Origin of the sequence: Undibacterium sp. RuRC25W, from assembly GCF_049339825.1 — a bacterium.
Lineage (GTDB): Bacteria > Pseudomonadota > Gammaproteobacteria > Burkholderiales > Burkholderiaceae_D > Undibacterium.
The window spans coordinates 1-24,106 of the sequence record NZ_JBMPPD010000009.1 but is presented as its reverse complement, the minus strand read 5'-3'; the positions used below and the strand labels follow the sequence as shown (position 1 = coordinate 24,106).

The window sequence follows — 24,106 nt, the reverse complement described above, 5'->3', positions numbered from 1 at the left end:
AAATGAATCACACCTTATTAGTTGAATTATTTACCGAAGAATTGCCACCAAAAGCGCTCGCTAAGTTAGGCGAAGCATTCGCCGCGGGCGTTGTGGCAGGATTAACATCACGCGACTTCTTAGATCAGCAATCGATCGCAACCAGCTATGCGTCCCCTCGCCGGTTGGCAGTCAGCATCACTGAAGTGCGCTCGACATCGCCAGACAAACTGATGCGCGACAAAGTGTTGCCGGTCAGCGTAGCGATTGATGCCGCTGGTAACGCGACTGCGCCGTTGATCAAAAAGCTGACAGCGATGGGTTTCCCGCACCTGCAGATCAGTGACCTAGAACGTGCGGTCGATGGTAAAGCAGAAAGTCTGTTTTACAACCACACCGCGCCTGGCTCTGCGCTAGCACCAGCCTTGCAAGCCGTTGTCGAAGAAGCGATCAGCAAATTGCCGATCCCGAAAGTCATGAGTTATCAACGTCCAGATGGTGAGACTGTTCATTTTGTGCGTCCAGTGCATAGCATCATCGCTCTGCACGGCACGGATATCCTGCCGATCGCGTTGCTGGGTCTGCAAAGTAATCGCGTTACGCAAGGTCATCGCTTCTTATCTGCTGGCAAAGTCAGTATTGCCCATGCCAACGATTATGCAAACGCATTAAAAACCGAAGGTAAAGTCGTTGCTAGCGTCAATGAGCGTAAAGAACAAATTCGCACTGCCTTGTTGCAAAAAGCAGGCGATGATCTGGTCTTAATGCCAGAATCCCTACTCGACGAAGTAACAGCGCTGGTCGAATGGCCAGTGGTGTATGAATGCCATTTTGAACAAGAGTTTTTAGCTGTTCCACAAGAGTGTCTGATTCTGACCATGCAAACGAATCAGAAGTACTTTGCCTTGACAGATGAGAATGGCAAATTGCGTTCGCGTTTCCTGATTGTCTCCAATCTCGAAACCAACGATCCACAACACATCATTCAAGGTAATGAACGCGTCGTTCGTCCTCGTCTGTCAGATGCAAAATTTTTCTTTGAGCAAGACAAGAAAAAAACACTGGAATCCCGTTTGCCATTATTAGCCAATGTCGTTTATCACAACAAACTTGGCAGTCAGGCAGAGCGCACTGAACGCGTGAGGACACTGGCAGGAAAAATCGCTGCCAGCCTGCACGCTGATGTTGCATTAGCTGAGCGTGCTGCGTTATTGGCGAAGACTGATTTGTTGACAGATATGGTGGGTGAGTTCCCTGAGTTGCAGGGCATCATGGGAACCTATTATGCACAACACGACGGTGAACATGCTGATGTTGCTGCAGCGGCCTCGGAGCATTACCAGCCACGTTTTGCAGGCGATGCGTTGCCTGCAACAATAACTGGCACCGCGGTTGCGCTGGCAGATAAACTGGAAACGCTGGTCGGTATCTGGAGTATCGGTCTGCAACCAACTGGTGACCGCGATCCGTTCGCGTTACGCCGCCATGCACTGGGCATTTTGCGTATGCTGGTTGAAAAGCGCTTACCGCTGTCTTTATCTGGCTTGCTGAGCGACGCTGTTGCTCTGTTTGCTGGCAACCCACAATGTAAAGACCCAAGCGCTGACGTATTAAATTTCCTGTTTGATCGTCTGCGTGGTCAATTGCGCGAACGTGGTTTTGCACAAAATGAAGTTGAGGCCGTCGTTGCCCAAAACCCAGACACCCTCGATAACATCGTTGAACGCCTGCAAGCCGTGCAAGCCTTCGCGGCGTTACCCGAGTCTGTTTCACTGGCTGCTGCAAACAAGCGCATCACCAATATCCTGAAAAAAGCAGAAGGCACGCCGGGCAGCGTTCATCCAGCCTTGTTGCAAGAAGCGGCAGAACAAGCATTGGCAAAGGCGATGGCTGATGTCAAACCCCAGGTGGATGCGGCATTTGCTGCAGGCGACTTTACTGGTGCATTAAAAACCCTCGCTGCCTTGCGTACCGAAGTCGATAACTTCTTTAATGATGTGATGGTCAATGCAGAAGATCTGGCGCTGCGTAATAATCGCTTGGCTTTACTGGCGAATCTGCACGTGATGCTCAATCAGGTGGCAGATATTTCTAAACTGGCGGCGTAAGATGCTAATGAATGAGAAAGGACATGGCATGAAACTAATTGTTCTCGATCGTGATGGCGTGATCAACCATGACTCTGACGCCTTCATTAAATCTCCTGCTGAGTGGACTCCTATCCCTGGTTCATTGCAGGCCATCGCCCGCCTGAATCAGGCAGGTTACACGGTCGTCGTCGCTACCAACCAGTCAGGCATCGGTCGTAAATTGTTTGATATGGCGACGTTAAATGCCATTCATCAAAAAATGCACACAGCCGCACAGCAAGTAGGTGCAACGATCGATGCTGTCTTTTTCTGTCCGCATACTGCCGATGACAATTGTGATTGCCGCAAACCAAAACCCGGAATGCTGCACGAAATCAGCCGCCGTTACGGCATCAGTCTCAAGGGAATCCACAGTGTAGGGGATTCTTTACGGGACTTACAATCGGGCTTCATGATGGGCTGCGTGCCGCATCTGGTACTCACAGGCAAAGGCAACAAGACGCAAGAAAAAGGCGGCTTACCCCCAGGAACACAAATTTATCCGAATCTGGAAACAATGGTTGATCAATTACTCTCCAGCGTTGCACAAACCGAACTTAATTTTGCGGTTTGAACACAGATATGTACCAACAATAAAGCGATACCCTAGGGTTCGCCTGACATGGAGACTTCATGCGTAATGTCATTCCGTTTATCCGTTCTTTGATCTTTTTAATGCTGATGATCGTTGTTACCGTCGTCTGGGCACCGATCAGTATGCTGTTTGCATTTTTGCCTTATAACCAACGCTATTACATCACCGCACGTTGGAACGTGTTTATCATCTGGGCTGCAAAAGTGGTCTGCGGTATTCGTTATCAATTTAAAGGTTTCGATAATTTTCCGGATGGACCAGCGATCTTGTTAGCGAAGCACCAATCCGCGTGGGAAACAATCTTCTTGCTCATGGCAACACCACGGCCACTGGTCTTTGTGTTCAAAAAAGAAATTACCTATATTCCTTTTTTTGGTTGGGCGATTGCCTTACTGCGTATGATTCCGATTGACCGCAGCAAAGGCAAAGACGCATTCGCCCAAGTTGTTGTGCATGGTAAAAAACGCCTGGCTGATGGACAATGGATCATCATGTTCCCAGAAGGTACTCGCATCGCTGTGGGTAAAAAAGGCAGCTACAAAGGCGGTGGCGCTCGTCTGGCAGTGGAAACCCAGACACAGGTGGTGCCAATTGCCCTCAATTCCGGTGAGTGCTGGCCAAAAAACTCGTTCATCAAACGTCCCGGCATCGTGACCGTGTCTGTTGGCAAACCGATCCAGCCTGGTAGCGATAATCCAGTTGAGTTAATGCAAAAAGTTGAAGCATGGATCGAAGCAGAAATGCGTGTCATTTCACCAAATGCGTATCACGCAGATGGCTCACAGAAATAAGTTGAATCGGAGTCACATTGATCTCGACTAAGGATACAATGTGACTCATCAACACGCCTGCTCTTCACGGCAAACATCACGTGCGAGTCGTCAACACACTCAAGTATGTCATCCATAGTCAAAGCTCTACAACTCGCCTTGCAACTGGATTTATTCAGCGATTTTCTGTTGAATGAACGCCCTAAACCTACGCCTGCGCCTCCCAAAAACCTCCCCCCAATCGTCGATAACGACACAGACACGATAGCCCCTCCAGCACCAGATAACGTCATCGCCACGAACAAGCGACGCGTACTGATGAATGATGTGCTGGTCGAATACGAGCTCCTGCGATCAACACGCCGCAGTATCGGTTTTCTGATCAATGATAACGGCTTAAGAATTACCGCACCGCGCTGGGTGACACTGGCAGCAATTGAGTCAGCGATTCAGGAAAAACAACGCTGGATCCTCAATAAACTGACCGAGCGTAAAGAACGCACCCAAAACCGCCCACAAACAAAACCCATCTGGACAGACGGCGTATCGATTCCCTATCTAGGTGACAAGATTGTGTTACGCGTCTCGCAGGCAACCAGTCAGTTTCTACGCTTTAACAATGAAACCAACGAACTGCATATTTGTTTATTGCAAAATGCAGGGCAGCAGCAATTAAAGGAGAGCGTACTCCATTGGTTGCAACAGCAGGCAAAGAAAGAATTCCATCAGCGTCTTCCTGGCTATGCAGAAAAGCTCAACGTGCGCTATCACAGCGTCTCCCTGTCCTCTGCTAAAACACGCTGGGGATCTTGTACATCCGAAGGAAAAATACGCCTCAACTGGCGTCTGATTCATTTTTCGCCCATGATCATTGACTACGTCATCGCCCATGAATTAGCGCATTTGCGTGAAATGAATCATAGCCCCCGCTTCTGGGCAACCGTTGCCTCCATCTTCCCTGAATATCAAACCGCGCGGCAACACCTGCGTCAGCAGGCGACATCGGATTTGCCGGATTTCAACTAAAAATAATAGAACTGTGACATTCAGGTCTAGCGGGATCAACGAGCACTAAACAGTAACGAGGTCGTTGACAACACCTTGACCCCGCTATCGACAACGCAGATTCCCAGATTGTGTAAGAATAGACCTCCTACGCCTTTAGCACGTCTATCGTGAAAGCATAGACACAAACATCGGGCCAACTCATTTGCAACATTCAAGGAAAAACCATGAGAATCTTACACACCATGCTACGCGTCGGCAATCTTCAGAGATCTATCGATTTTTATACCAACGTACTGGGTATGCATTTGCTACGCCAATCCGATAATCCAGAATACAAATACACACTGGCATTTTTAGGATACGGTAGCAATCCTGAACATACAGAACTCGAACTGACCTATAACTATGGCGTCGAGCAATATGACATCGGCACAGCATACGGCCACATTGCGATCGCGGTACCTGACGCGCACGCCGCTTGCGAAGCAGTCAAAGCACGTGGTGGAAACGTCACGCGCGAAGCGGGTCCGGTCAAAGGTGGAAAAACCATCATTGCCTTTGTGCAAGACCCTGATGGTTATAAGATTGAGTTGATACAGCGTAGTGCGGATGTGAAGATCTAAGCGCAGAGTCATTAAAAACGGCACCGTGCTCGATGACTGAACACGCTGCCGTTTTGTTGATTTTAAAGGCACTTAGAAGGTTCACTTAGAAAAAACGTAGCAACTGCTTATCAACTGACATAAACTTAAATCTACTCAGTCTCGCTTTATTTCATTGGCAGACCTGATCAAGCGGCATAGGAATTTGAGTTTTTACCTGCCCTGCTGGATAAGTAACACCGCTAATGTCGTTTTTGACTAGAATATCAAATACAAAATTTCTCCCAGGGACGCCCGCTAAAGTATATGAAGAGTATTTCTGGGTATGGACATAATTAGGTGGATATAATTCATACACATTCTGTGTTTTTCCAGCCAAATTAGCGTTTAAATATGCATTGAGGCAATAGATCCATTGTCGAACTCCTGCCCCCTTCAAGCGTTGCACATCATTACGTAATCCTTCATCAGGAGGTACACGGGCGTTAGTATTCCGTTTTCCGTTATACGTCAAATGATTAGTAAAATAATATTCTAGCGTCGGTGTAGTAGCTAGTTGACCAATATTTATGTTCGTTTCTGAGGCGATTGCGTAATATTTACTGACCATACCACCTACTGGTGTAACGGTAACAACAATATCGCCACCAACCCTAAGGTCACCATTATTAGTTGATCCATTATCAGTCAAAAATAGCGCACGAGAAGTGGAGGAAAATTCGATTGCTTCGCCGCCAGCGTAAGCCTTCAAACCTGTCCCCGTGGCACATCCCGAAGAAGAAAAGTTACCATCTTGATTACCACTGAGGCAAAGTGCCTTACTAGCAGCTAAAATGGTCCTAACCGCTTCGGGTTTGGGATGTTTATATGAATTTGAAGCGCCAGCCGAAAAAACAACGGAGGTGGGTGAAAACTTGTTATAAAAATTTGTATTATCCGTCTTTGCTCCATGGTGTGATGCGACCATCATCCCGCGTAGGTTATCAATGCCAAATAAAAACGCTTTACCTGCTGCCCTATTTTCATTCTCCTCTTCTGCATCGCCAGGCGCTGTAAAACTATAATATCCATCCGCCACAGAGACGATCAAACTATTTACGTTTTTGTCTTTAGGCGCAGAATTAGGCTGGGACTCAAGAAAATAAAGCCATGGTCTGTCAATACGTTGTTTTGACGATACATCCTCCGAGCCCACCCTTGGTATAGAAGGCACTAAAGGGAACGCTGCGTCTATTTGTTTTTCAACCTTGTCTTGAGTAGCATATAACTGATTATTTTTAAAATTTAATCTCTCATAAAGCACCTTAGCGGTATTGAGACTATTAAGCCATTGAAGCGTCATGTGTTGATGATTTAGCGGCTTGGTCGATGAATTAAATTTGTCAAGCCCCCCGCCAAGGTACACGGCAAAAGGGGGAGGCAATTTGGTGTCACCTATTGATTCGAACATGTATTCAAGCAAATTATAGTGATCTCTATCGGCATGAGAAATGATAAGGATTGGTGAACGCGTTGTTGCACGTACAGTTACAGGCGACTCTGAGCTTGGATTGTACTTTATTAATCCCTCTTGTCCTGTCCGCAGTAACCAATCCATGAAGCTATGTAATTGAAGTCCATGTTTCTTCAGATCCCCAGTAGAACCTACGCCAGTACTCGATCCCATATCAATAATAACGGGATGTGGCCAGCCATATCCATCGACAACGTTAAACGAACCTTGTCCAATATTAATCACATAAACACGCCATTGACCTGGTAACAACGGTCCTAAGACTGGCGTACCAAAATAATGTTTTCTTGATATATCGAAGTTACTTGGGTTAGCCCCAGTATTATCGAGGATCGTAAATTTATCAGTGATATATGTGGGAGGCGTAAAATCAAGTGATCGAGTCGGCCGCGACAGCGTTTGACCTTGTTGTTTGCAATCTGCCTCGCGGTTTGTTTTACGCGCACCTTTATAATCGGATGGATAAAAACTCTCACTCAAAGCCATAACACAACTGAAATTTGAATGCTGGGCATCATACTCATTTGTGTCATGATTAAATTTAAATGTCGTCGTTTCTACAGGCTGTAACCCTGGAATCCTCTCGTAGGAAACCAATATCTTTTTGTTCTCCTTCCAGTAGGTGCAAGAGTATCCATAAATTTGCTTGTCCAGTGCCCCCGGATTTGTTTCTCCCATGCATCGATCAGCATATGCCACGGACTCGAAAGAGACTGTGACTGGAGCGTTGTTTACCGAGCTAGTTTTGGAGACAAGCCGACGCCACATTTGCTTGGGGTTATTCAATGCACATTGTTTTAAAACGACCGTACCCCAATCGCTTGCGTCTGTCAGTTCCAGACAGCGATCTTCGCCGACGTAGATCATATTGCTACTCTCTGACCAAAAAAAACCTCCTTGGGCATTTGAATCTTGACGAGCTTCAGAGTAAATATGTCCTGGTTCGATTTCAACGCCATAGGAATCAAACTTTGGTAAAGTAACATTCAGATAGTTACCATTCCCAGTGGTCACTAATTGAGGATCAGTGGCCGAGCGTAAAAATAAGCGTAAAGAGAGTCCCTGATCATACAATTCAGAACCAGGATTGACACCTTTAATTGTAGAATTTCGGGGCGAAATATCAGCCCAGGTATAGACATGTGGCCTGTGAGTTTTACGGTCATCTTCGTCCTCTACAGCACTTTTTTGCTCATATTTCTCCATTTTTGAAAAATCAATTTGAAGCGCTCCTTCTTTGTCAGTAGCTTGGCCCCGGATCATGTCTGTAATGTCAACAACCGTATTTGTAAAGCTTTCAGCAATAGCATCCAGCGCATTAGTCACCAATACGTTAACTACGCTTTGGCCAGCTTTAAACGCAGCTTTATTGTAAGCGTCGACCATCGCCTTCTCTAATGAATCACCACCCTTGGAATTTATTGTCCTTACAATATTTGCAACATAGATAATACTGTTAATTACATCTTCAGCTTTAATCTGTGCAAAGACACCACCCACAGCGATAAACATAACTAAAAAAAATATCATTAATTTCTTTTTCATTGCATCCTCCATTAATAATGAAATACCAATATGAAAAAGCCATACCTGACTATTTTGTTAATTATAAAAATAAATTTAATTAACATTTGTCATCTGCGCAAATGAAGCTTAGTCACACATATCTATTTTTGCAAGGATAAATTACTTTACGGAAATATACATCGCTACATTTTGGTTGATGTTTAAAACAAAATTTTAAACTCAGGACGCCAGCCGATAAGTCTATAGGGCAATGATGGAGGCAGAAAAAATAGGAGGCCCTATATCGTTGAAGAGACTACGACAGGACAATGGAGATAACTTACTTTCAATCTTTACTATACAAATCGAAAGTAAGTTATTCCTTCATGTTGATCAGACGTGACCGTGACGGCGGAAGTAAGCGATTAAACCGCTAGTGGAGGTATCGAGTTGGGCGTCGTAATCCTGGTTGCCGAGGATGGCAGGTAATAGACGATTGGCGAGTTGTTTGCCGAGTTCTACGCCCCATTGATCAAAGGAATTAATTCCCCAAATCACACCTTGAACAAACACCTTATGTTCATAGAGCGCGAGTAGCATACCGAGTTGGAAAGGGTCCAAGCTCGGCATCAAAATGGTTGTTGATGGTTGGTTACCGGCAAAGACTTTGTGTGGTAACAAGGTAGCGATTTGCGCATCGCTGAGACCCGCTTGCGTCAACTCTTCACGCGCCTGCGCTTCGGTCTTCCCAAATGCGAGCGCAGCACTTTGTGCCAGACAATTGGCCAGCAGTGGCGCCTGATGACCTGGCAATGGGTGATCACTGGAAGCGGCAACAATAAAATCACATGGAATCAACCAGCCACCCTGATGCAGTAACTGGAAAAATGCGTGCTGACCATTCACGCCAATTTCTCCCCAGACAATTGGGTTAGCGCGGCATGTCAGTGGCTCACCGTTACGGCCGACCGTTTTACCGTTCGATTCCATTTCTAGCTGCTGCAAAAATGCAGGCAAATGTCGTATTGATTCGTTATACGGCAAAATTGCTGTCGTTTCTGCACCAAGGAAATTCGTATTCCAGACCGAAATCAATGCCATCAGCACAGGCAAATTATGCTCCAGCGGCGTCGAGCAAAAATGTTTGTCCATGGTCTCGGCGCCGAGCAACATACGCTCAAAACCGCTCATCCCTATCGCGAGTGCGACTGATAAACCCACCGCAGACCACAACGAATAACGACCTCCGACCCAATCCCAGATCGTCAGGATATTTTCATCGGGGATACCAAACTCGTGGGCTTTTTCAGGGCTAGAAGTGACGGCAATAAAATGCTTACTAATCGCCCACTCTTCCATCGCCGCGGCCATCAACCACGTGCGTGCAGTATGCGCATTGATACTAGTTTCTTGGGTGGTGAAGGTTTTTGAAGCGACAATGAACAAGGTTGTGCGTGGATCGAGTTCCTCAAGTAATGGCGCAAGATGCGCACTGTCGAGATTCGATACATAGTAAAAATTCAGGTTCGGATGCTGCATCGCGGATAACGCCCGGGTCGCGAGTTTAGGACCCAGATCAGAACCACCGATACCGATATTGACGATGTTTTGAATGGCATCGCCTTTAAACCCACGCCACAGGCCGCTTCGGACACGCTCAACGATATCACGCATTTGTTTGCGGACTGCGCGTACCTGCGGCATCACATCATGTTCTACATTCGGGAACGGTTTGAAGTCCATATTACGTAAAGCGGTATGCAAGACGGCACGATCTTCGCTGATGTTAATTTTTTCGCCGGCAAACATCCGGTTACGCCATTCTTCGACGTTAGATAGACGCGCCAGTGCCAACAAGCTATCCAACGCTGGCTGATCGATTCTTTGCTTGGAATAATCAATCAATAAACCATCAAGCTCTGCTGAAAAACGGGAAAAACGTTGCGGATCTTCAGCAAACAAATCACGTAAATGCTTTTTTTCCAAACGACTCTGGTGCTGTAATAATGAGTGCCATTCCGGCGTTTGCGTAATATTCATAGTGTGAAAATTAGCTTAAGTAGTGACAACAAAACAGAGAATGAAATCAGACCGCGATCGGTAACATGCGTGCCAGATTGACGTATTGTTCGAGTGCAATCGTTTCTGGACGTGCCTGCGGGTCGATGCCAGCGTCAATCAACTGCTGTTCAGTAAACATACCAGCCACGCAATTACGTACCACTTTGCGACGTTGAGAAAACGCTTTAGTCACCACTGCTTCCAGATTTTTCTGGTGACAGGCGAGTGTCTCTTTTTTTGGAATCATGCGCACAATGGCAGAATCGACTTTTGGCGGTGGATCAAACGCCTCAGGCGGCACGACAAACAATAAATCCATCTCATAACGCCACTGCAACATCACTGACAGACGACCATACGTTTTACTGCCAGGTGGCGCGACCATACGTTCAACCACTTCTTTTTGCAGCATAAAGTGTTGGTCTTCAACCTGATTGGCAATCTCTGCCAGATGGAATAATAGTGGGCTAGAAATGTTATACGGTAGATTACCAACGACGCGTAATTTTTTACCCTCAGGCACGGGAATGTTATTGAAATCAAATTTCAACGCATCGCCTTCATGGATAATCAGTTTATCTTCTGGAAAACTCTTTTTAAGACGTGTCACCAGATCGCGATCGAGTTCGACCACGTGCATCTGTGGCACACCTTGCAGTAACAAACGAGTCATTGCCGCTAGGCCAGGGCCGATTTCGACCATGGTGTCACCCACCTTGGGATCAATCGCACGAATGATCTGGCTCAATACTAATTGATCGGTCAGAAAGTTCTGACCGAAACGCTTACGAGGAATATGTTTCATGTTTATTGTTTGTTTTTTACCATGTTCGCAGCAACGCGAATCGCTACCAACATACTACTAATATCGGCATACCCCAGACCTTGCGCTGCCAAATCCAGCGCAGTACCATGATCAACAGAGGTGCGGATCAAGGGCAAGCCTAAGGTAATATTCACACCCAATCCAAAACTGGCGTGTTTAAGGACACTGAGTCCCTGATCGTGATACATCGCCAGCACACAATCGGCGCGTTCAAGATACTTAGGTTGAAACAAGGTATCTGCGGGATAAGGCCCACTGACCTCAATGCCGAGGCGTTTTGCTTCTGCGATGACGGGGGAGATAACGTCAATTTCTTCGCGCCCTAAGTAGCCATTTTCTCCTGCATGCGGATTGAGTCCAGTAACAAGGATACGCGGCTGGGCAATGCCCATTTTTTGTTTTAAATCGGCATCGATAATCTGCAACGTACGAAGCAGATCGTCGAACACAATCGCCGCTGGAACGTCTTTGAGTGGCAAATGCGTCGTCGCTAATGCCACGCGTAACGGTTGTGCCAGATGTGCATTGGCTTCACACGCCAGCATCATGACTACCTGTGGCGTGTGGGTCTTTTCGGCGAGATACTCTGTATGCCCGCTGAACTTGACACCCGCGTCATTGATCGTACTTTTTTGTAGAGGGGCGGTAACGATGGCATCGCACCATCCCTGGTTAACACTTTCGATCGCCACATCCAGCGTTTGCAGCACTGCTCTGCCATTACGGGGATCGAGCTCCCCAGCAATCACATGGGCATTGAGCGGGCAATCAATCACGGTAACTCTGTCTTGCCCCGTCGCTGATAACCCATCGTTTCTGAGTGCTTCGATCGAAACACCCATGAGTTTGATCTCCGGGTCAATCTCATTAGCAAGCATTGCCAGATAGGCTGCATCACCCACTAATACTGGCCTCACCTCATGTCGTAAAGCCCACGCCGCGCGAATCGAGATTTCAGGCCCTATACCTGCCGGTTCGCCGACCGTCAGTGCTATGACCGGTAATCTGGATTCAGGCATTATTTGTCATCCGTGCGGTATTCGACATAAGTGCGGTCACGCAACTCACGCAACCAGTCTTGCAACGCTTCATCGGCTTTGCGTTCACGTAACGCGTTGCGGGCAGCCAGACGCTGACGATCGTTAGATTGATCTTCGGTTTTACGTTCTGTCACTTGGATCAAGTGATATCCAAAAGGAGATTTGACGGGATCACTCACTTCATTGATCGCCAGCTTATTCATTGCTTGCTCAAACTCCGGCACGGTATCACCGGGGTAAATCCATCCCAGATCTCCGCCTTTTGCCGCAGAACCATCTGCAGAGTTAGCTTTGGCCAGATCTTCAAATGTCGCCGCTTTAGAGACGATCTGTTGTTTCATCTCTTGCATTTTTTTAAGCACTTCAGCCTCAGAAATGATCTGATTTGCTTTCATTAAAATGTGACGTACATGCGTTTGCTGCACCACTGCGGCATCAGGTTTGGCATCATTCGCCGCACGCTGTCCATTGAGCTTAACGATATGAAAACCGTTCGGACTACGAATGATGTCAGTAAATTCACCTGACTTGATTTTGCTGACAGCATCTAAGAATAACTGAGGCAATCGTTCTTGCTCACGCCAGCCAAGATCGCCACCTTTCAACGCTTCTGCGCTGTCGGAATAAGTCACTGCCAGTTTGGCAAAGTCACCGCCAGCACGCAATTTTTGCAACACTTCTTCAGCACGATTTCGACGCAGCGCAATTTGATCTGCGGATGCATTTTCTGGAATACGAATGAGGATATGCGCCAGACTTAATTCTTGTTTTCCAACCTTGGCACTCGCTTCAGCTGCCAAAAAATTATCAACTTCGCTTTCGGTAATCAAAATTTTGCTATCGACTTCCCGTTCACGTATGCGTTGCATCATGATGTCGTCGCGAATCTCTTCGCGGAAAGTTGGGTAAGGTGTCCCTTCACGCTCAACTTGGTTGCGGAACTGTTGTAAGGTCATTTTTTGTTGCTCAGCCATGCGCAACATCGCACGGTCAAGCATGACATCATCAACACGCATGCCATTTTCTTTGGCCAATTGTAATTGTGCGCGATCGACAATCATGCGTTCCAACAATTGTTTTTGTAGATCAGCCCGGTCTGGCAATGCCGTACCTTGTGCTTTTAAGCGCCGCTCTACCATCGCCTGCCGTTCATTCAACTCTTGCTTTGTAATGACTTCATCATTAACGATGACTGCAATGCTATTAACGACTTGTGATTTCGCTGGTGTCGCTGAAACGCTTGCTGTCGTTGCTTGTTGCGCCAGAGTGGACTGCGTCGCAAGAAAACTGACGGAAAAGGCCACCACAGATAAAAGAGTACGTTGTTTCATGTGCAATAAATGTCGCATAATGATCTAAAAAACTGTTTGAGCAATACCGCAGCATAGACTGCTTATGCGGCATAAAAGTTGCAATATACACGTTAGCGGAGTTTTCACAAACAACCATGTTTGCGCTTCAATGTCTGAAACTATCGCTAACTACCTGACAGAACTTCCGTGGTTCACTGACGCGAAGCGAATTAACGCTCGGTAATCGGCTGATAACCGGAAATGTTCCGTTTTAACGCTTCTATCGGGTCGTTACCCACACCCAACCGGCCCAATCCATTGAGCTCCAACTGAATTGAAAAGCCAGTGTTATTATTTAAACTATCAACAGCAAACCGTTGAGCAACGAATCGCAGCGCCCAGCAATCTGCCTTGTATTCAAGCCCAACGAGACCATCCACAACTTTCTTGTTCATCAAAGAATAGTTACTTCTTCCTACTGCATACCAATTTCTTGCAATAGGCCATTGTCCTGATAAGTCTAGCTCTTCTAAGGTATCGCGCTGGAAGCGGTACGCAAAATTCAATACCTTTTTAGCTTCTGGCTGCCACCTGATCGCATAGCTAGATTTGACGGATTGGCGTGTACTCTGACTAATCTGCACCGCTAGGTCGGTTGCTAGCTGCCGAGTAATCTGCCCTGATACCGCCAGCAACATATCTGACCGACTTGGTGTCACTGTATCGTCGACTCTTACCTTTTGGGTATTAAAGTAGAATCGTTGTCCAATCGCTAGCTTAAGGCGTTCCTCACCATCCAACTCGATGAAACGAGAAATAAGGGCGGCAGTAATCTGATTCGAATCACCGACCAAATCCTGTCCACTAAACCGATTTTCATTAAAGATTTGCGTGAAGTTAAAGTCAGCATCAGCCGTATCAAAGAGAGGAACAGCCGACTGATCAACAAACGGCGTATGCACGTAAAACAAGCGAGGTTCAAGTGTCTGAGTCACTTCGCGTCCAAACAAAGTACTTGGCCGATCGAATACCAAACCGCTATCAAGTGAAAACGTTGGAACTGACGTACGCACCGTCGTTGGGCTCCCTGGATCAACGTTCGAAAGCTGGTAGTAATTGGCGTGCAGCATCAATTTCGGCACAATAAAGTAGCCTGGCTGCACGATAGGATAAGACACTTGCGGATTGAGCACCAAACGGTCGCCACGCACAAACTCTGGGTGCCAGAAACGAGTCAACGTGGCATCAAATGAAAAATCAAATCCAAGCACATCACGTTTTTCCGCATGGAACTGAATCTGCGGCAAACGATCATAGGGCCGCGCGATGGGGGACGCCTGATCCTGCAGTACCTGATAGTTACTGGCGAGAACGTTCAGACTCCAAAATGACCCGGTGTACGTCGCATTAATGTTGCGAGGTAACAAGCGTTGCGAGGTCTTCGTGATAGAACTAGAGAAATCTGAGGGATAGTTGTCATCTGAGGCAATATTGATATCCCAGTTCAATTTCAACGCAGGCGTAATCAACTGCTGATGGGTGGACGTCAACGCATACCGACTGGTGTTGGTGACTCTATCCCCCTCCAATCCCTCTAAGGTCGTCTCGCCACGGTAGTCTTCACCGAGATAACGCGCATCTGCACCCAGTTGTAATCCACGGCGTGAAATCAACTTAGGATAAAAAGTAACATCTCTGTTGGGTGCAATGTTGTAGTAATACGGGATGCCAAATTCCGCGCCACCTGCAGTTGAGGCACCGACTGTCGGCGGCAAAAAACCAGAGTGACGAGCACCGGAAAGCGGAAACGTGAGCGTCGGTGTCGCTAAAATCGGCGTTCCAAGAAAATACAGTACTGATTTTCCTGCCTGACCCGTATCGAGTCCACTATCGAGACTTAAGGTGTCGGCACGCAAATACCAATCTGGATCAACTCCCTCGCAGGTACTATAAGTCCCTTGGTGCACTATTGAGCGCTCAGAATCAAGAAAATCGATACGTTCAGCCTTACCTTGGGCATTGCTTTCCAAAAGATGGTAATTGGCCTTCAATACATTGCCGATGCTGGAATCTAATTGCAAACGTGCACTATCACTGTTAAAGCAATCACCATCCCGTTTTACTTGTACGTTACCTTCGGCATTAAATTCGTCTTCAAGGTACAAATAGCTAGCTTTATCGGCCGTAACAGTGGTCGTTCCCTTAACTATCTCGACGTTATTCTCAAAATGAATATCGCGTTCGGGCCTGCCGACCACATTTTCGGCACGAACGACAACAGGCGCAGCCTTGTCACTCTCTCGTTGCTGCTCTTTTTTTACGGCTTCTTGCGCTTTTTTTTCTTCTTTTATTTTTTGACGCAAGACCGAATCCTGCTCAAAACTCAAACTATCTGCCAAGACAGCATTAGTTTGACCAGCACTGATGTCGCTGACAGGTGAGTCGACAGAAACAGTCTGCGCTTTAGCCTGCATAAAGAAGGCTGGCACCAATACCGACACGACAATCGCCGGGATAGTAGGAAACAAGAGCGGTGAGTGAGATAATACGGGTTTCCTGCGCATGTATTCAGTAGTCAGTAAGCGTTTTAGCCAGCATGGTGGACGGTATCGTTGAGACAATCCGCCAGAAATTAGTCGCCTATTATAGGTGAAATGCCGCTAAAACTAGCCGAAGTATGCGCACAAACTCACTCTATTGCCAATTTAACCATGCCATCCACTGAAAATCAGTCCGCCCAGCCTGCTAATCCAGCCGTTTCTGAGATAAAAGAACAACGTCGTATCGCTCTGAGAGAGTGGCTAAGCGGCCTTTCTGCACATGCACTCAAGCTCGACACGCTACGTTCAGCGTCTTCTGATGCGAGTTTCAGACAGTTTTTCCGCATTGACACCGAAGACGGGCAATCACTGATTGCGATGGACGCACCGCCAGCGACAGAAAATTCTGCGGCCTTTGTCAACATGGCCAATTTACTGAAAAGCATCAACCTGACGGTACCTGAAGTACTCGCGCAAAATCTTGAGTCGGGCTTTCTGCTCGTCACCGATCTTGGCTTACACACCTACGCGCACGTCTTAAACCACGATACAGCGCATAAATTGTATCTCGACGCGATTGATGCACTGGTACTCATGCAAGCACAGAGCCAGCCGGATGTGTTACCAGAGTATGACCGCGCTTTCTTATTGCGCGAGCTTAACCTCTTTACTGAGTGGTATATCAACAAACATCTTGGCATCACGCTCACTGAAAAGCAGAACGCGACATTAACAAAAGTATTTGACCACTTGCTCGCGAGTGCGTTGGCACAGCCACAAGTTTATGTGCATCGCGATTTTCACTCCCGTAACCTGATGTGGATGGATAAAGGAAATCCAGGTATTGTTGACTTCCAGGATGCCGTCTACGGACCAATCACCTACGATCTGGTCTCTCTACTGCGTGACGCTTATGTGCAGTGGGATGAAGAAATGGTCCTCGACTGGGCAATCCGTTACTGGGAAAAAGCCAAACGTGCGGGCCTGCCAGTCTCTCCGGACATCGATAGCTTCTACAAGGATTTTGAATGGATGGGATTGCAACGCCATTTAAAAATCTTAGGTATATTCAGTCGCCTTTCGCACCGCGATGGGAAAGATAATTTCTTGGCAGATATCCCAACTGTCATGGAATATATCCGTAAGACGTGCCATCGCTATAAAGAACTGGTCCCTCTGCTGCGCTTACTCGATGAGTTAGAAAACACAGCGCCGCAAGTTGGTTATACCTTCTGAGGCACGACAGATGAAAGCAATGTTACTTGCAGCAGGTCGTGGCGAACGCATGCGACCACTGACTGATACCTGCCCTAAACCACTACTCAAAGTGCGCGGTCGACCGCTGATCGTGTGGCATATTCTCAATCTGGTCAAAGCGGGCATTACCGAAATCGTGATTAACCATGCGCATCTCGGACAAATGATTGTCGATACACTGGGTGATGGCAGTCAGTTTGGTGCTCAACTGACTTACTCAGCAGAAGAGACTGCGCTTGAGACAGCAGGCGGTATTGCCAAAGCCTTGCCACTGCTCGGCACGGATCCGTTTATTGTCGTGTCTTCGGATATTTATATTCCCCACTTCGACTTTAAAGAGTGCCTGAACACGCTAGAAGACAATGACCCTTGGGGCAATCCTTTACCTGACGACGAGCGCGATGTTGCGTGGTTATATATGGTCAAGAATCCGGATTTTCATCCAGAGGGCGACTTTGTACTCACGCTAATGGGTTTATCGAATGAAGGCTCACCGCGCCATACCTTTGCCAATATTGGCGTCTATCGCCCAGAAATGTTTGCCAGCATTCGCCCTGGTGATCATGCCAAACTGGGCCCGCTGATGCGTCAGTATATTGATGCTGGCCGTGTTGGTGGCGAACTCTATCGTGGTCAATGGCATAATCTCGGCACACCAGCACAATTAACGGCGCTGAACGCACCACTGAATTTTATTAAAGGATAGCCATGAGCCAGGCCAGTCATCTCCATTACTCTGCCCGTCGTCAGCAATTAATGTCACTGATGCAGGCGCAAGGCGGTGGTGTGGCGATCATTCCAACGGCGCGTGAACTGACCAGAAATAACGACAATACCTTCCCTTTCAGACACGATAGTTATTTTTATTATTTATCTGGTTTCACAGAACCGGAAGCAGTGGTCGTTCTGGTCGCCAATAGCAACGAGCAAACTGAGATCTTGTTTTGCCGCGAAAAAAATATCGAGCATGAAATATGGGATGGTTTTCGCTACGGCCCAGCAGCGGCGCAAGCAGAATTTGGTTTTGATGCTGCCTATCCGATCGCAGATATCAACAGCATCATGCCGAGCTTGCTATCCGATGCACATACGCTGTTTTATAGTAATGCGACTGAGCCACACTTGGATAATCAAGTACAACAATGGCTACAGGATGTAAGGGCAAAAAACCGTGCCGGTATCAGCGCACCAGCGATCACCGTCGATGTGCGTTGCCTGCTCGATGAAATGCGACTCGTGAAAGATAGCGTCGAAATCGCCACGATGCAACGCGCAGCAAGCATCTCCGGGGCGGCCCATGCACGGGCGATGCGCGCAGCCAGACCAGGGCAGTTTGAATACGAATTAGAAGCCGAGCTGTTGCATGAATTCCGGCGCAATGGTGCGCAATCTCCCGCCTATGGCTCCATCGTCGCCGCGGGTGCCAATGCCTGTGTGCTGCATTACCAGAGTAATCAGGCACAAATTCAGGATGGCGATTTGGTTCTGATTGACGCTGGTTGCGAATTCGATAGTTACGCATCTGATATTACTCGAACTTTCCCAGTCAATGGCAAGTTCACGCCTGCACAAAAAACCTTATACGAGATCGTACTCGCAGCACAATCAGCAGCACTCGCCTGCGCCAAGCCAGGCGCGCGTTACATGGATGGGCATCATGCCGCAGTACGTGTCTTGACCGAAGGTATGCTAAACACAGGTTTATTGAATAAACACGAGGTGGGGAGCGTCGATGATGCCATCGCGAGTCTCGCGTATCGCCAATTTTATATGCATGGTACAGGTCACTGGCTGGGGCTGGATGTGCATGATGTTGGTCTTTATCGTGAGAACCAGAACATCGCTGAAGAAAAGCCTTACCGTCGCCTCGCAGCAGGCATGGTAATCACGATCGAACCCGGAATTTACGTGCGACCTGCTGAAAACGTTCCGCAAGAATTCTGGAACATCGGCATACGGATTGAAGATGATATGTTGATCACAAGTGATGGTCATATTAACCTCAGTCGTGACACACCAAAAACGGTCAGTGAAATAGAATCAGAAATGCGTCAGCCTCAGTGAATTCAGTGACCTCAGTGACATCAACGATGATGAATACAGACTTCGATATCGCCATTTGTGGCGCAGGACCGGTAGGACAAGCACTTGCGCTGCTCATGGTAAAACAGGGCATACCCGCCAACCGTATTGTGTTGCTAGATGCTAAAACAGCAACGCAAGCTGAAAATGATGCGCGCTCCATTGCCATTTCTTACGGCAGTCAGCAAATATTGCAGCGCGCCGGTAGCTGGCCCATCAAAGCAACGGCGATTGAAGAAATTCATGTCTCACGCCGCCGACATTTTGGTCGCAGCCTGATCCGTGCCAACGATTACGGTGTGCCCGCTTTAGGTTATGTCGCACGGTATGGCGATATTATTCGCCCGATGCAGACCGCGCTGAGCGAGGCCGGTATCCAGATTCTCCGTCCTTTTTTGGTCGAACAGACGCAAGAGCATAATGATTCGGTGACTGTCGCAACGAAGCATGTCGACACAGGCGAGGTCTCGCACATGTCTGCAAACGTTCTGGTGCAAGCAGAAGGCGGCACCTTTGCTGATCAGTCGCAACGCGTGCAGCGCCACGACTATCAACAAACCGCCATCATTGCGCATGTGATCTGTGATCAGCCTATGCCGCAGCGTGCGTTTGAGCGCTTCACCGATCAGGGGCCACTTGCTTTATTGCCGCAAGAAGACGGCTACGCGCTGGTGTGGTGTGCCCGCCCCACGTTGGTCACTGAGCTTCTCGCACTGGACGATAAAGCGTTTCTGACGGCGTTACAGACTGTCTTTGGACATCGTCTTGGTCAATTCAAACAGATCTCCAAACGGCACGCGTATCCGCTTGGTCTCAATGCGCAATCCAGCGCAACAAATCGAACTGTCAACATCGGCAATGCCGCACAGACTTTACATCCGGTTGCTGGTCAGGGATTGAATTTAGGACTACGAGATGCACACACATTGGCGAAGTGTCTAAGCCGTTGCGGCGAGACATCAGGGACAGCGATGACTGCATGCATCCAGACATTTATCCATGAGCGTAATAGCGACCGTCAACTCACGATACGCCTGACCGACACCATGGCGCGGGTCTTTGCCAGCTCGTCTGATGGCTCACTGACGCAGTCGTTATTGGGCGTCAGCCTTGGCGCATTGGATGTGTTAAAACCAATGAAAGATCTACTTGCAGGGCAAATGATGTATGGCTGGCGTTAACACGAAGCACATCAATGTGATGACCTGCTTGTTTAAAAGTACGCTGTAAAACAGCAAAGTAAAACCCTTAAACCGTTATAATCCGCCCCTCACTAAAAAGGATGCAACATGAAACTCCGCACAAAAAGACGTTTAATGAATTACGGTCGTATCTACAACCACCAGTTGTCCGTTGTATTAGAAGCAGCATTTGAAGAATTCCGCGCGAACTTCACTAAAGAAGGTGAATCCCTAGAACAATCTTTGGAAGCCTTGCATAAACTGGGCGCAAGCTACCGCCATTTTAAGAAATTCTCTCTTCGTTTCGCGATTTCTCATTAAAATTCGCTCGCTGTAGATACCTCTGACGATTCAGATGCGTAACTAAGCGATGAGCGAAATGCCGGACAAAATACCGGACCAAATTTCTCCCAGAAATTCTGGTCCGCAGTACCATTCAATGCACGCCCTCCTTTGCACCAATCAATGTAAGTCTGATTTCATCAGCTAATCAATCGGCAATCCAGACACCGGCTTCACCTCTTCCAGACAAATCATCGATCGCAGCGAGGCAACCCCTGGCACTTGCATTAGGGTATCCGTCAAAAATTGCGACAAGCTTTTCAGATCGGTTGCGACAACCTTGAGAATATAGTCAAAGTCACCAGAAATGGTGTGGCATTCAATAATATTGGGAAATGCCCGCAGTTGCCGCTCCACCTCTCGCACATTGCGGAATTGCTCTCGGTCCAGTGATAGATTCACAAAGGCCATCACGCCCAATCCAACGGCCTCTGGCGCGACTTGCGCAATGTAGCCACGGATAATATTTTTCTCTTCCAGCGCCCTGACGCGACGCAGGGTCTGCGGTGCCGAGAGATGAATATTCTCAGCGAGATGCAGATTACTCATCCGGCCATCATCTTGCAAATGACGCAGAATGCTCAGATCGTAAGCGTCCATATTGTGTCCTTAATCAATTGGCGAGCGCTCTTATGTGGCGCTGTCACCCTTCCCCAGCGATGAGCACATCGACATCTCAGATTGTCGTTATGTACCGTATGCACCCAACGCCATTTTAAGATGATTCAGAACTCAAAAAATGGGATATTTTATGTAAGTAAGATTAAAAGTAATTTAATTTCTTTTAAAAATTATTTAAGAAATTTAGTTTCATTATTTAAAACGAATAACTCAAATTTAGCAATCTAATTATTCGCGCAGATGGCTACAATGGTGATCAGAACTCGTCGTTTTGATCGGTACCTGAGTACGCGAGGCTTTTGCGAAATGCGGAAAAATTTCGCAGTGGCTTCCGGACATGCCTGTTGGAAAACTTCGTGGCTAAGTCCAATGACGATGTTCTCATAAAGATGAATGCAAAACAGTCAACGCTTCTCCTCCCTTAGCGGAGTACCTGACAACAGTGCATCCGTCATAAGACTAACGATCCGGAGACCATCATGGTGACCTATATTGGCACACAGGAAATGCAAGCCCACTTACGTAAAGTGAAACCAGAAACCGCCATCTCACGCATGGCGGAGATGATTAAAGAAGATTATCTGCGATGGGCAAGTTTTGATAAATCCGCCCGCGTTGCCAATCATTCCGATGTCGGCGTCATTGAATTAATGCCCATTTCTGACGGCAAAAACTATTCGTTCAAATACGTGAACGGTCATCCTAAAAATACCCAAGCGGGCTTACTGACTGTCACGGCCTTTGGTGTTCTTGCCGATGTTGAAACTGGTTACCCACGTCTTTTATCTGAATTGACCCTCACAACAGCCTTACGCACTGCCGCCACATCTACGCTTGCAGCAAAGTATATGGCGCGTCCTGATAGTCGCAGCATGGCGTTGATTGGCAATGGCGCTCAGAGTGAGTTTCAGGCGATCGCATTCCACGCCATGTTAGGCATCAACGAAATCCGCGTTTTTGACGTTGATCCGGCAGCGACGCAAAAAATAATTCATAATCTGCGCGCTTATCCAAATTTACGCGTTATTCGTGCGGGATCGGTCGCTGAAGCAGTTAAAGGTGCAGACATTATTACCACCGTGACAGCGGATAAAACCAATGCCACCATTCTGACGCCAGAGATGATTGAACCAGGCATGCATATCAACGGGGTCGGTGGTGATTGCCCAGGAAAAACAGAGTTACACGCTGATATTTTGCATAATGCGTTTGTTGTGGTTGAATATGAGCCGCAATCCAGAATTGAAGGTGAATTGCAGCAGATGCCAGCCGACTTCCAAGTCACAGAACTGTGGAAAATTCTCGAAGGTCATACCGCAGGAAGAGCCTCCGCTGAGCAAGTCACCGTCTTTGATTCTGTTGGTTTTGCGCTGGAAGATTTTTCTGCGATGCGTTACCTAGAAAAATTTGTGATGCAAAAAACATCACCGATGCTGGATCTGATTCCGGAGATGATGAATCCTAAAGATTTATTTGGGATGGGGATGGGTGTGACTGCTGATATCAGCGCAGCACCAACGATGCATACTGAAAATGCAAGATCCGCGACAGCGGAAACACCAACGGCACCAAAAGTGCCAATACATGCTTAATTCGCTTAATACGCATAACTTAGTCTGAAAATTAAACATAGAATGAAAACCATTTCCTTAATCGGAGCACCGACTGATGTTGGTGCCAGCGTCAGAGGCGCAGGCATGGGGCCTGATGCATTACGCGTTGCAGGACTGAACGAAGCCCTCGAAGGGCGTCAGCTCAAGGTCATCGACCACGGCAACCTGCGGGGCCCCGCCAATCCATGGGAACAACCCGTCAATGGCTTGCGTCACTTGAAAGAAGCGATCGATTGGAATCAAGCGGTCTACGATGCCGTCGATCATGCCTTACTGAATGGTCACATTCCGATGATGCTCGGTGGAGATCACTGTCTCGCGATTGGTTCTATCAGCGCAGTGGCGGCTCACTGCCGTCGGGTCGGCAAAAAATTACGTGTCTTGTGGTTTGATGCTCATGCTGACAGCAATTTATCAACGATCAGCCCGACCGGTAATATCCATGGTATGCCCGTTGCCTGCCTGATGGGACATGGTCCTAAAGAATTGATTTCGTACGGTGGTCATACCCCTGCGATGCAACCGGATGAAATTCGTCAGATTGGTATCCGCAGCGTCGATGCCGGTGAAAAAAAATTCATTCACGAGATGGGTATTCAAGTCTATGACATGCGCTATATCGATGAATATGGCATGCGCAATGTCATGAGCTCCGCGCTGGCTGGTGTCGATTCTAATACGCACTTGCACGTCAGTTTTGATATGGATTGCCTCGATCCTGCGATTGCACCAGGTGTTGGCACAGCAGTGCTTGGCGGTCCGACATACCGTGAAGCACAGTTATGTATGGAAATGATTGCCGATACTGGCTTACTGGCATCGCTAGATCTGGTTGAACTCAATCCGGCACTTGATTTGCGCAATCAAACCGCGATTCTGGCAGTCGATTTGATTGAGAGTCTGTTTGGAAAATCGACACTGGTCAGAATGTAAGCAGATCAATTAATGCAGATTCGCCCATTTCGAATAATGAGCCACTTGCCTCGCAAGTGGCTTTTTTTACCGACCAGTTTGGAGAACTATCTAGGGCGTGTTGACATTTATTTTAACCAAAGCATCGAAGCTGCAATTGCCACAAATGAAGCAAATCGTTCAGCGAGTTTGTCGTATCGCGTTGCAACCCGCCTAAATTGTTTGATGTGAGCAAAG

19 protein-coding genes and 1 pseudogene are annotated in these 24,106 nt (G+C 47.5%); 12 read left to right on the top strand and 8 right to left on the bottom strand.

What is annotated here, in order from left to right:
• Window positions 1-2: 2 nt before the first annotated feature.
• The 5 genes from glyS (at window position 3) to gloA (ending at window position 5,104) form a co-directional block, all read left to right on the top strand.
• Window positions 3-2,087, top strand: coding sequence for a glycine--tRNA ligase subunit beta (glyS, locus tag ACO0KV_RS06145; protein WP_423040951.1), 2,085 nt, complete (start codon window positions 3-5; stop codon window positions 2,085-2,087).
• A 28-nt stretch (window positions 2,088-2,115) separates the two neighbouring features.
• Window positions 2,116-2,682, top strand: a complete 567-nt coding sequence (gene gmhB, locus ACO0KV_RS06140; protein WP_423040949.1) for a D-glycero-beta-D-manno-heptose 1,7-bisphosphate 7-phosphatase — start codon at window positions 2,116-2,118, stop codon at window positions 2,680-2,682.
• A 59-nt stretch (window positions 2,683-2,741) separates the two neighbouring features.
• Complete coding sequence (locus ACO0KV_RS06135) at window positions 2,742-3,494, top strand: lysophospholipid acyltransferase family protein (RefSeq protein WP_423040947.1); 753 nt, start codon at window positions 2,742-2,744, stop codon at window positions 3,492-3,494.
• Window positions 3,495-3,599: 105 nt separating this feature from the next.
• Window positions 3,600-4,499, top strand: coding sequence for a M48 family metallopeptidase (locus ACO0KV_RS06130; protein WP_423040945.1), 900 nt, complete (start codon window positions 3,600-3,602; stop codon window positions 4,497-4,499).
• A 206-nt stretch (window positions 4,500-4,705) separates the two neighbouring features.
• Window positions 4,706-5,104 (top strand): lactoylglutathione lyase, encoded by a 399-nt coding sequence (gene gloA / locus ACO0KV_RS06125; RefSeq protein WP_423040943.1) that lies wholly within the window; start codon window positions 4,706-4,708, stop codon window positions 5,102-5,104.
• Between the two features lie 151 nt (window positions 5,105-5,255).
• Here gloA and ACO0KV_RS06120 read toward each other — a convergent pair whose 3' ends face one another.
• From ACO0KV_RS06120 to ACO0KV_RS06095, 6 genes are all read right to left on the bottom strand, one after another.
• Window positions 5,256-8,141, bottom strand: a complete 2,886-nt coding sequence (locus ACO0KV_RS06120; protein WP_423040941.1) for a hypothetical protein — start codon at window positions 8,139-8,141, stop codon at window positions 5,256-5,258.
• Between the two features lie 354 nt (window positions 8,142-8,495).
• Complete coding sequence (gene pgi / locus ACO0KV_RS06115) at window positions 8,496-10,142, bottom strand: glucose-6-phosphate isomerase (RefSeq protein ID WP_423040939.1); 1,647 nt, start codon at window positions 10,140-10,142, stop codon at window positions 8,496-8,498.
• 46 nt (window positions 10,143-10,188) lie between these two features.
• Complete coding sequence (gene rsmA / locus ACO0KV_RS06110) at window positions 10,189-10,968, bottom strand: 16S rRNA (adenine(1518)-N(6)/adenine(1519)-N(6))-dimethyltransferase RsmA (protein WP_423040937.1); 780 nt, start codon at window positions 10,966-10,968, stop codon at window positions 10,189-10,191.
• Between the two features lie 2 nt (window positions 10,969-10,970).
• Window positions 10,971-12,008, bottom strand: coding sequence for a 4-hydroxythreonine-4-phosphate dehydrogenase PdxA (pdxA, locus tag ACO0KV_RS06105; RefSeq protein ID WP_423040935.1), 1,038 nt, complete (start codon window positions 12,006-12,008; stop codon window positions 10,971-10,973).
• Window positions 12,008-13,360, bottom strand: a complete 1,353-nt coding sequence (locus ACO0KV_RS06100; RefSeq protein ID WP_423040933.1) for a peptidylprolyl isomerase — start codon at window positions 13,358-13,360, stop codon at window positions 12,008-12,010. The genes pdxA and ACO0KV_RS06100 overlap by 1 nt, the downstream gene beginning before the upstream one ends.
• 191 nt (window positions 13,361-13,551) lie before the next feature.
• Window positions 13,552-15,885: an LPS-assembly protein LptD gene (locus tag ACO0KV_RS06095; protein WP_423040931.1), complete on the bottom strand. Its 2,334-nt coding sequence runs from the start codon at window positions 15,883-15,885 to the stop codon at window positions 13,552-13,554.
• Between the two features lie 147 nt (window positions 15,886-16,032).
• Here ACO0KV_RS06095 and ACO0KV_RS06090 point away from each other — a divergent pair, with 147 nt between their 5' ends.
• The 5 genes from ACO0KV_RS06090 to ACO0KV_RS06070 all read left to right on the top strand — a co-directional run bounded on the left by ACO0KV_RS06090 (window position 16,033) and on the right by ACO0KV_RS06070 (window position 20,702).
• Window positions 16,033-17,097, top strand: coding sequence for an aminoglycoside phosphotransferase family protein (locus tag ACO0KV_RS06090; protein WP_423041079.1), 1,065 nt, complete (start codon window positions 16,033-16,035; stop codon window positions 17,095-17,097).
• Window positions 17,098-17,107: 10 nt separating this feature from the next.
• Entirely contained in the window at window positions 17,108-17,824 is a 717-nt protein-coding gene (murU, locus tag ACO0KV_RS06085; protein WP_423040929.1) for an N-acetylmuramate alpha-1-phosphate uridylyltransferase MurU, read from the top strand.
• Between the two features lie 2 nt (window positions 17,825-17,826).
• Complete coding sequence (locus ACO0KV_RS06080) at window positions 17,827-19,182, top strand: aminopeptidase P N-terminal domain-containing protein (RefSeq protein ID WP_423040927.1); 1,356 nt, start codon at window positions 17,827-17,829, stop codon at window positions 19,180-19,182.
• 26 nt (window positions 19,183-19,208) lie between these two features.
• Complete coding sequence (locus ACO0KV_RS06075; protein ID WP_423040925.1) at window positions 19,209-20,381, top strand: FAD-dependent monooxygenase; 1,173 nt, start codon at window positions 19,209-19,211, stop codon at window positions 20,379-20,381.
• Between the two features lie 108 nt (window positions 20,382-20,489).
• Window positions 20,490-20,702 carry a hypothetical protein gene (locus tag ACO0KV_RS06070; protein WP_423040923.1) on the top strand — a complete coding sequence of 71 codons (213 nt, stop codon included), beginning with the start codon at window positions 20,490-20,492 and terminating at the stop codon, window positions 20,700-20,702.
• Window positions 20,703-20,867: 165 nt separating this feature from the next.
• Here ACO0KV_RS06070 and ACO0KV_RS06065 read toward each other — a convergent pair whose 3' ends face one another.
• The gene (locus ACO0KV_RS06065) at window positions 20,868-21,323 is read right to left on the bottom strand and encodes an Lrp/AsnC family transcriptional regulator (protein ID WP_423040921.1); all 456 of its coding nucleotides are present in this window, start codon (window positions 21,321-21,323) and stop codon (window positions 20,868-20,870) included.
• A gap of 500 nt (window positions 21,324-21,823) precedes the next feature.
• Between ACO0KV_RS06065 and ACO0KV_RS06060 the strand changes: the two genes are divergently transcribed.
• Both ACO0KV_RS06060 and rocF read left to right on the top strand, forming a co-directional pair.
• On the top strand, window positions 21,824-22,936 hold the full coding sequence (locus ACO0KV_RS06060; RefSeq protein ID WP_423040919.1) for an ornithine cyclodeaminase: 1,113 nt from the start codon (window positions 21,824-21,826) through the stop codon (window positions 22,934-22,936).
• A gap of 42 nt (window positions 22,937-22,978) precedes the next feature.
• Window positions 22,979-23,890 (top strand): arginase, encoded by a 912-nt coding sequence (rocF, locus tag ACO0KV_RS06055; protein WP_423040917.1) that lies wholly within the window; start codon window positions 22,979-22,981, stop codon window positions 23,888-23,890.
• Window positions 23,891-23,997: 107 nt separating this feature from the next.
• On the opposite strand, the pseudogene ACO0KV_RS06050 reads toward rocF, so the two are convergent.
• A pseudogene (locus ACO0KV_RS06050) lies at window positions 23,998-24,106 on the bottom strand (IS5/IS1182 family transposase); the annotation flags it as partial.

Excerpts from the sequence above, each read along its gene's own strand:
- murU (WP_423040929.1), top strand. The coding sequence starts at position 17,108 with ATGAAAGCAATGTTACTTGCAGCAGGTCGTGGCGAACGCATGCGACCA.
- pdxA (WP_423040935.1), bottom strand. The coding sequence starts at position 12,008 with ATGCCTGAATCCAGATTACCGGTCATAGCACTGACGGTCGGCGAACCG.
- ACO0KV_RS06080 (WP_423040927.1), top strand. The coding sequence starts at position 17,827 with ATGAGCCAGGCCAGTCATCTCCATTACTCTGCCCGTCGTCAGCAATTA.
- ACO0KV_RS06120 (WP_423040941.1), bottom strand. The coding sequence starts at position 8,141 with ATGAAAAAGAAATTAATGATATTTTTTTTAGTTATGTTTATCGCTGTG.
- gloA (WP_423040943.1), top strand. The coding sequence starts at position 4,706 with ATGAGAATCTTACACACCATGCTACGCGTCGGCAATCTTCAGAGATCT.
- ACO0KV_RS06060 (WP_423040919.1), top strand. The coding sequence starts at position 21,824 with ATGGTGACCTATATTGGCACACAGGAAATGCAAGCCCACTTACGTAAA.
- ACO0KV_RS06130 (WP_423040945.1), top strand. The coding sequence starts at position 3,600 with ATGTCATCCATAGTCAAAGCTCTACAACTCGCCTTGCAACTGGATTTA.
- rocF (WP_423040917.1), top strand. The coding sequence starts at position 22,979 with ATGAAAACCATTTCCTTAATCGGAGCACCGACTGATGTTGGTGCCAGC.
- ACO0KV_RS06090 (WP_423041079.1), top strand. The coding sequence starts at position 16,033 with ATGCCATCCACTGAAAATCAGTCCGCCCAGCCTGCTAATCCAGCCGTT.
- ACO0KV_RS06065 (WP_423040921.1), bottom strand. The coding sequence starts at position 21,323 with ATGGACGCTTACGATCTGAGCATTCTGCGTCATTTGCAAGATGATGGC.
- ACO0KV_RS06070 (WP_423040923.1), top strand. The coding sequence starts at position 20,490 with ATGAAACTCCGCACAAAAAGACGTTTAATGAATTACGGTCGTATCTAC.
- ACO0KV_RS06095 (WP_423040931.1), bottom strand. The coding sequence starts at position 15,885 with ATGCGCAGGAAACCCGTATTATCTCACTCACCGCTCTTGTTTCCTACT.
- pgi (WP_423040939.1), bottom strand. The coding sequence starts at position 10,142 with ATGAATATTACGCAAACGCCGGAATGGCACTCATTATTACAGCACCAG.
- glyS (WP_423040951.1), top strand. The coding sequence starts at position 3 with ATGAATCACACCTTATTAGTTGAATTATTTACCGAAGAATTGCCACCA.
- ACO0KV_RS06135 (WP_423040947.1), top strand. The coding sequence starts at position 2,742 with ATGCGTAATGTCATTCCGTTTATCCGTTCTTTGATCTTTTTAATGCTG.
- ACO0KV_RS06075 (WP_423040925.1), top strand. The coding sequence starts at position 19,209 with ATGATGAATACAGACTTCGATATCGCCATTTGTGGCGCAGGACCGGTA.
- gmhB (WP_423040949.1), top strand. The coding sequence starts at position 2,116 with ATGAAACTAATTGTTCTCGATCGTGATGGCGTGATCAACCATGACTCT.
- rsmA (WP_423040937.1), bottom strand. The coding sequence starts at position 10,968 with ATGAAACATATTCCTCGTAAGCGTTTCGGTCAGAACTTTCTGACCGAT.
- ACO0KV_RS06100 (WP_423040933.1), bottom strand. The coding sequence starts at position 13,360 with ATGAAACAACGTACTCTTTTATCTGTGGTGGCCTTTTCCGTCAGTTTT.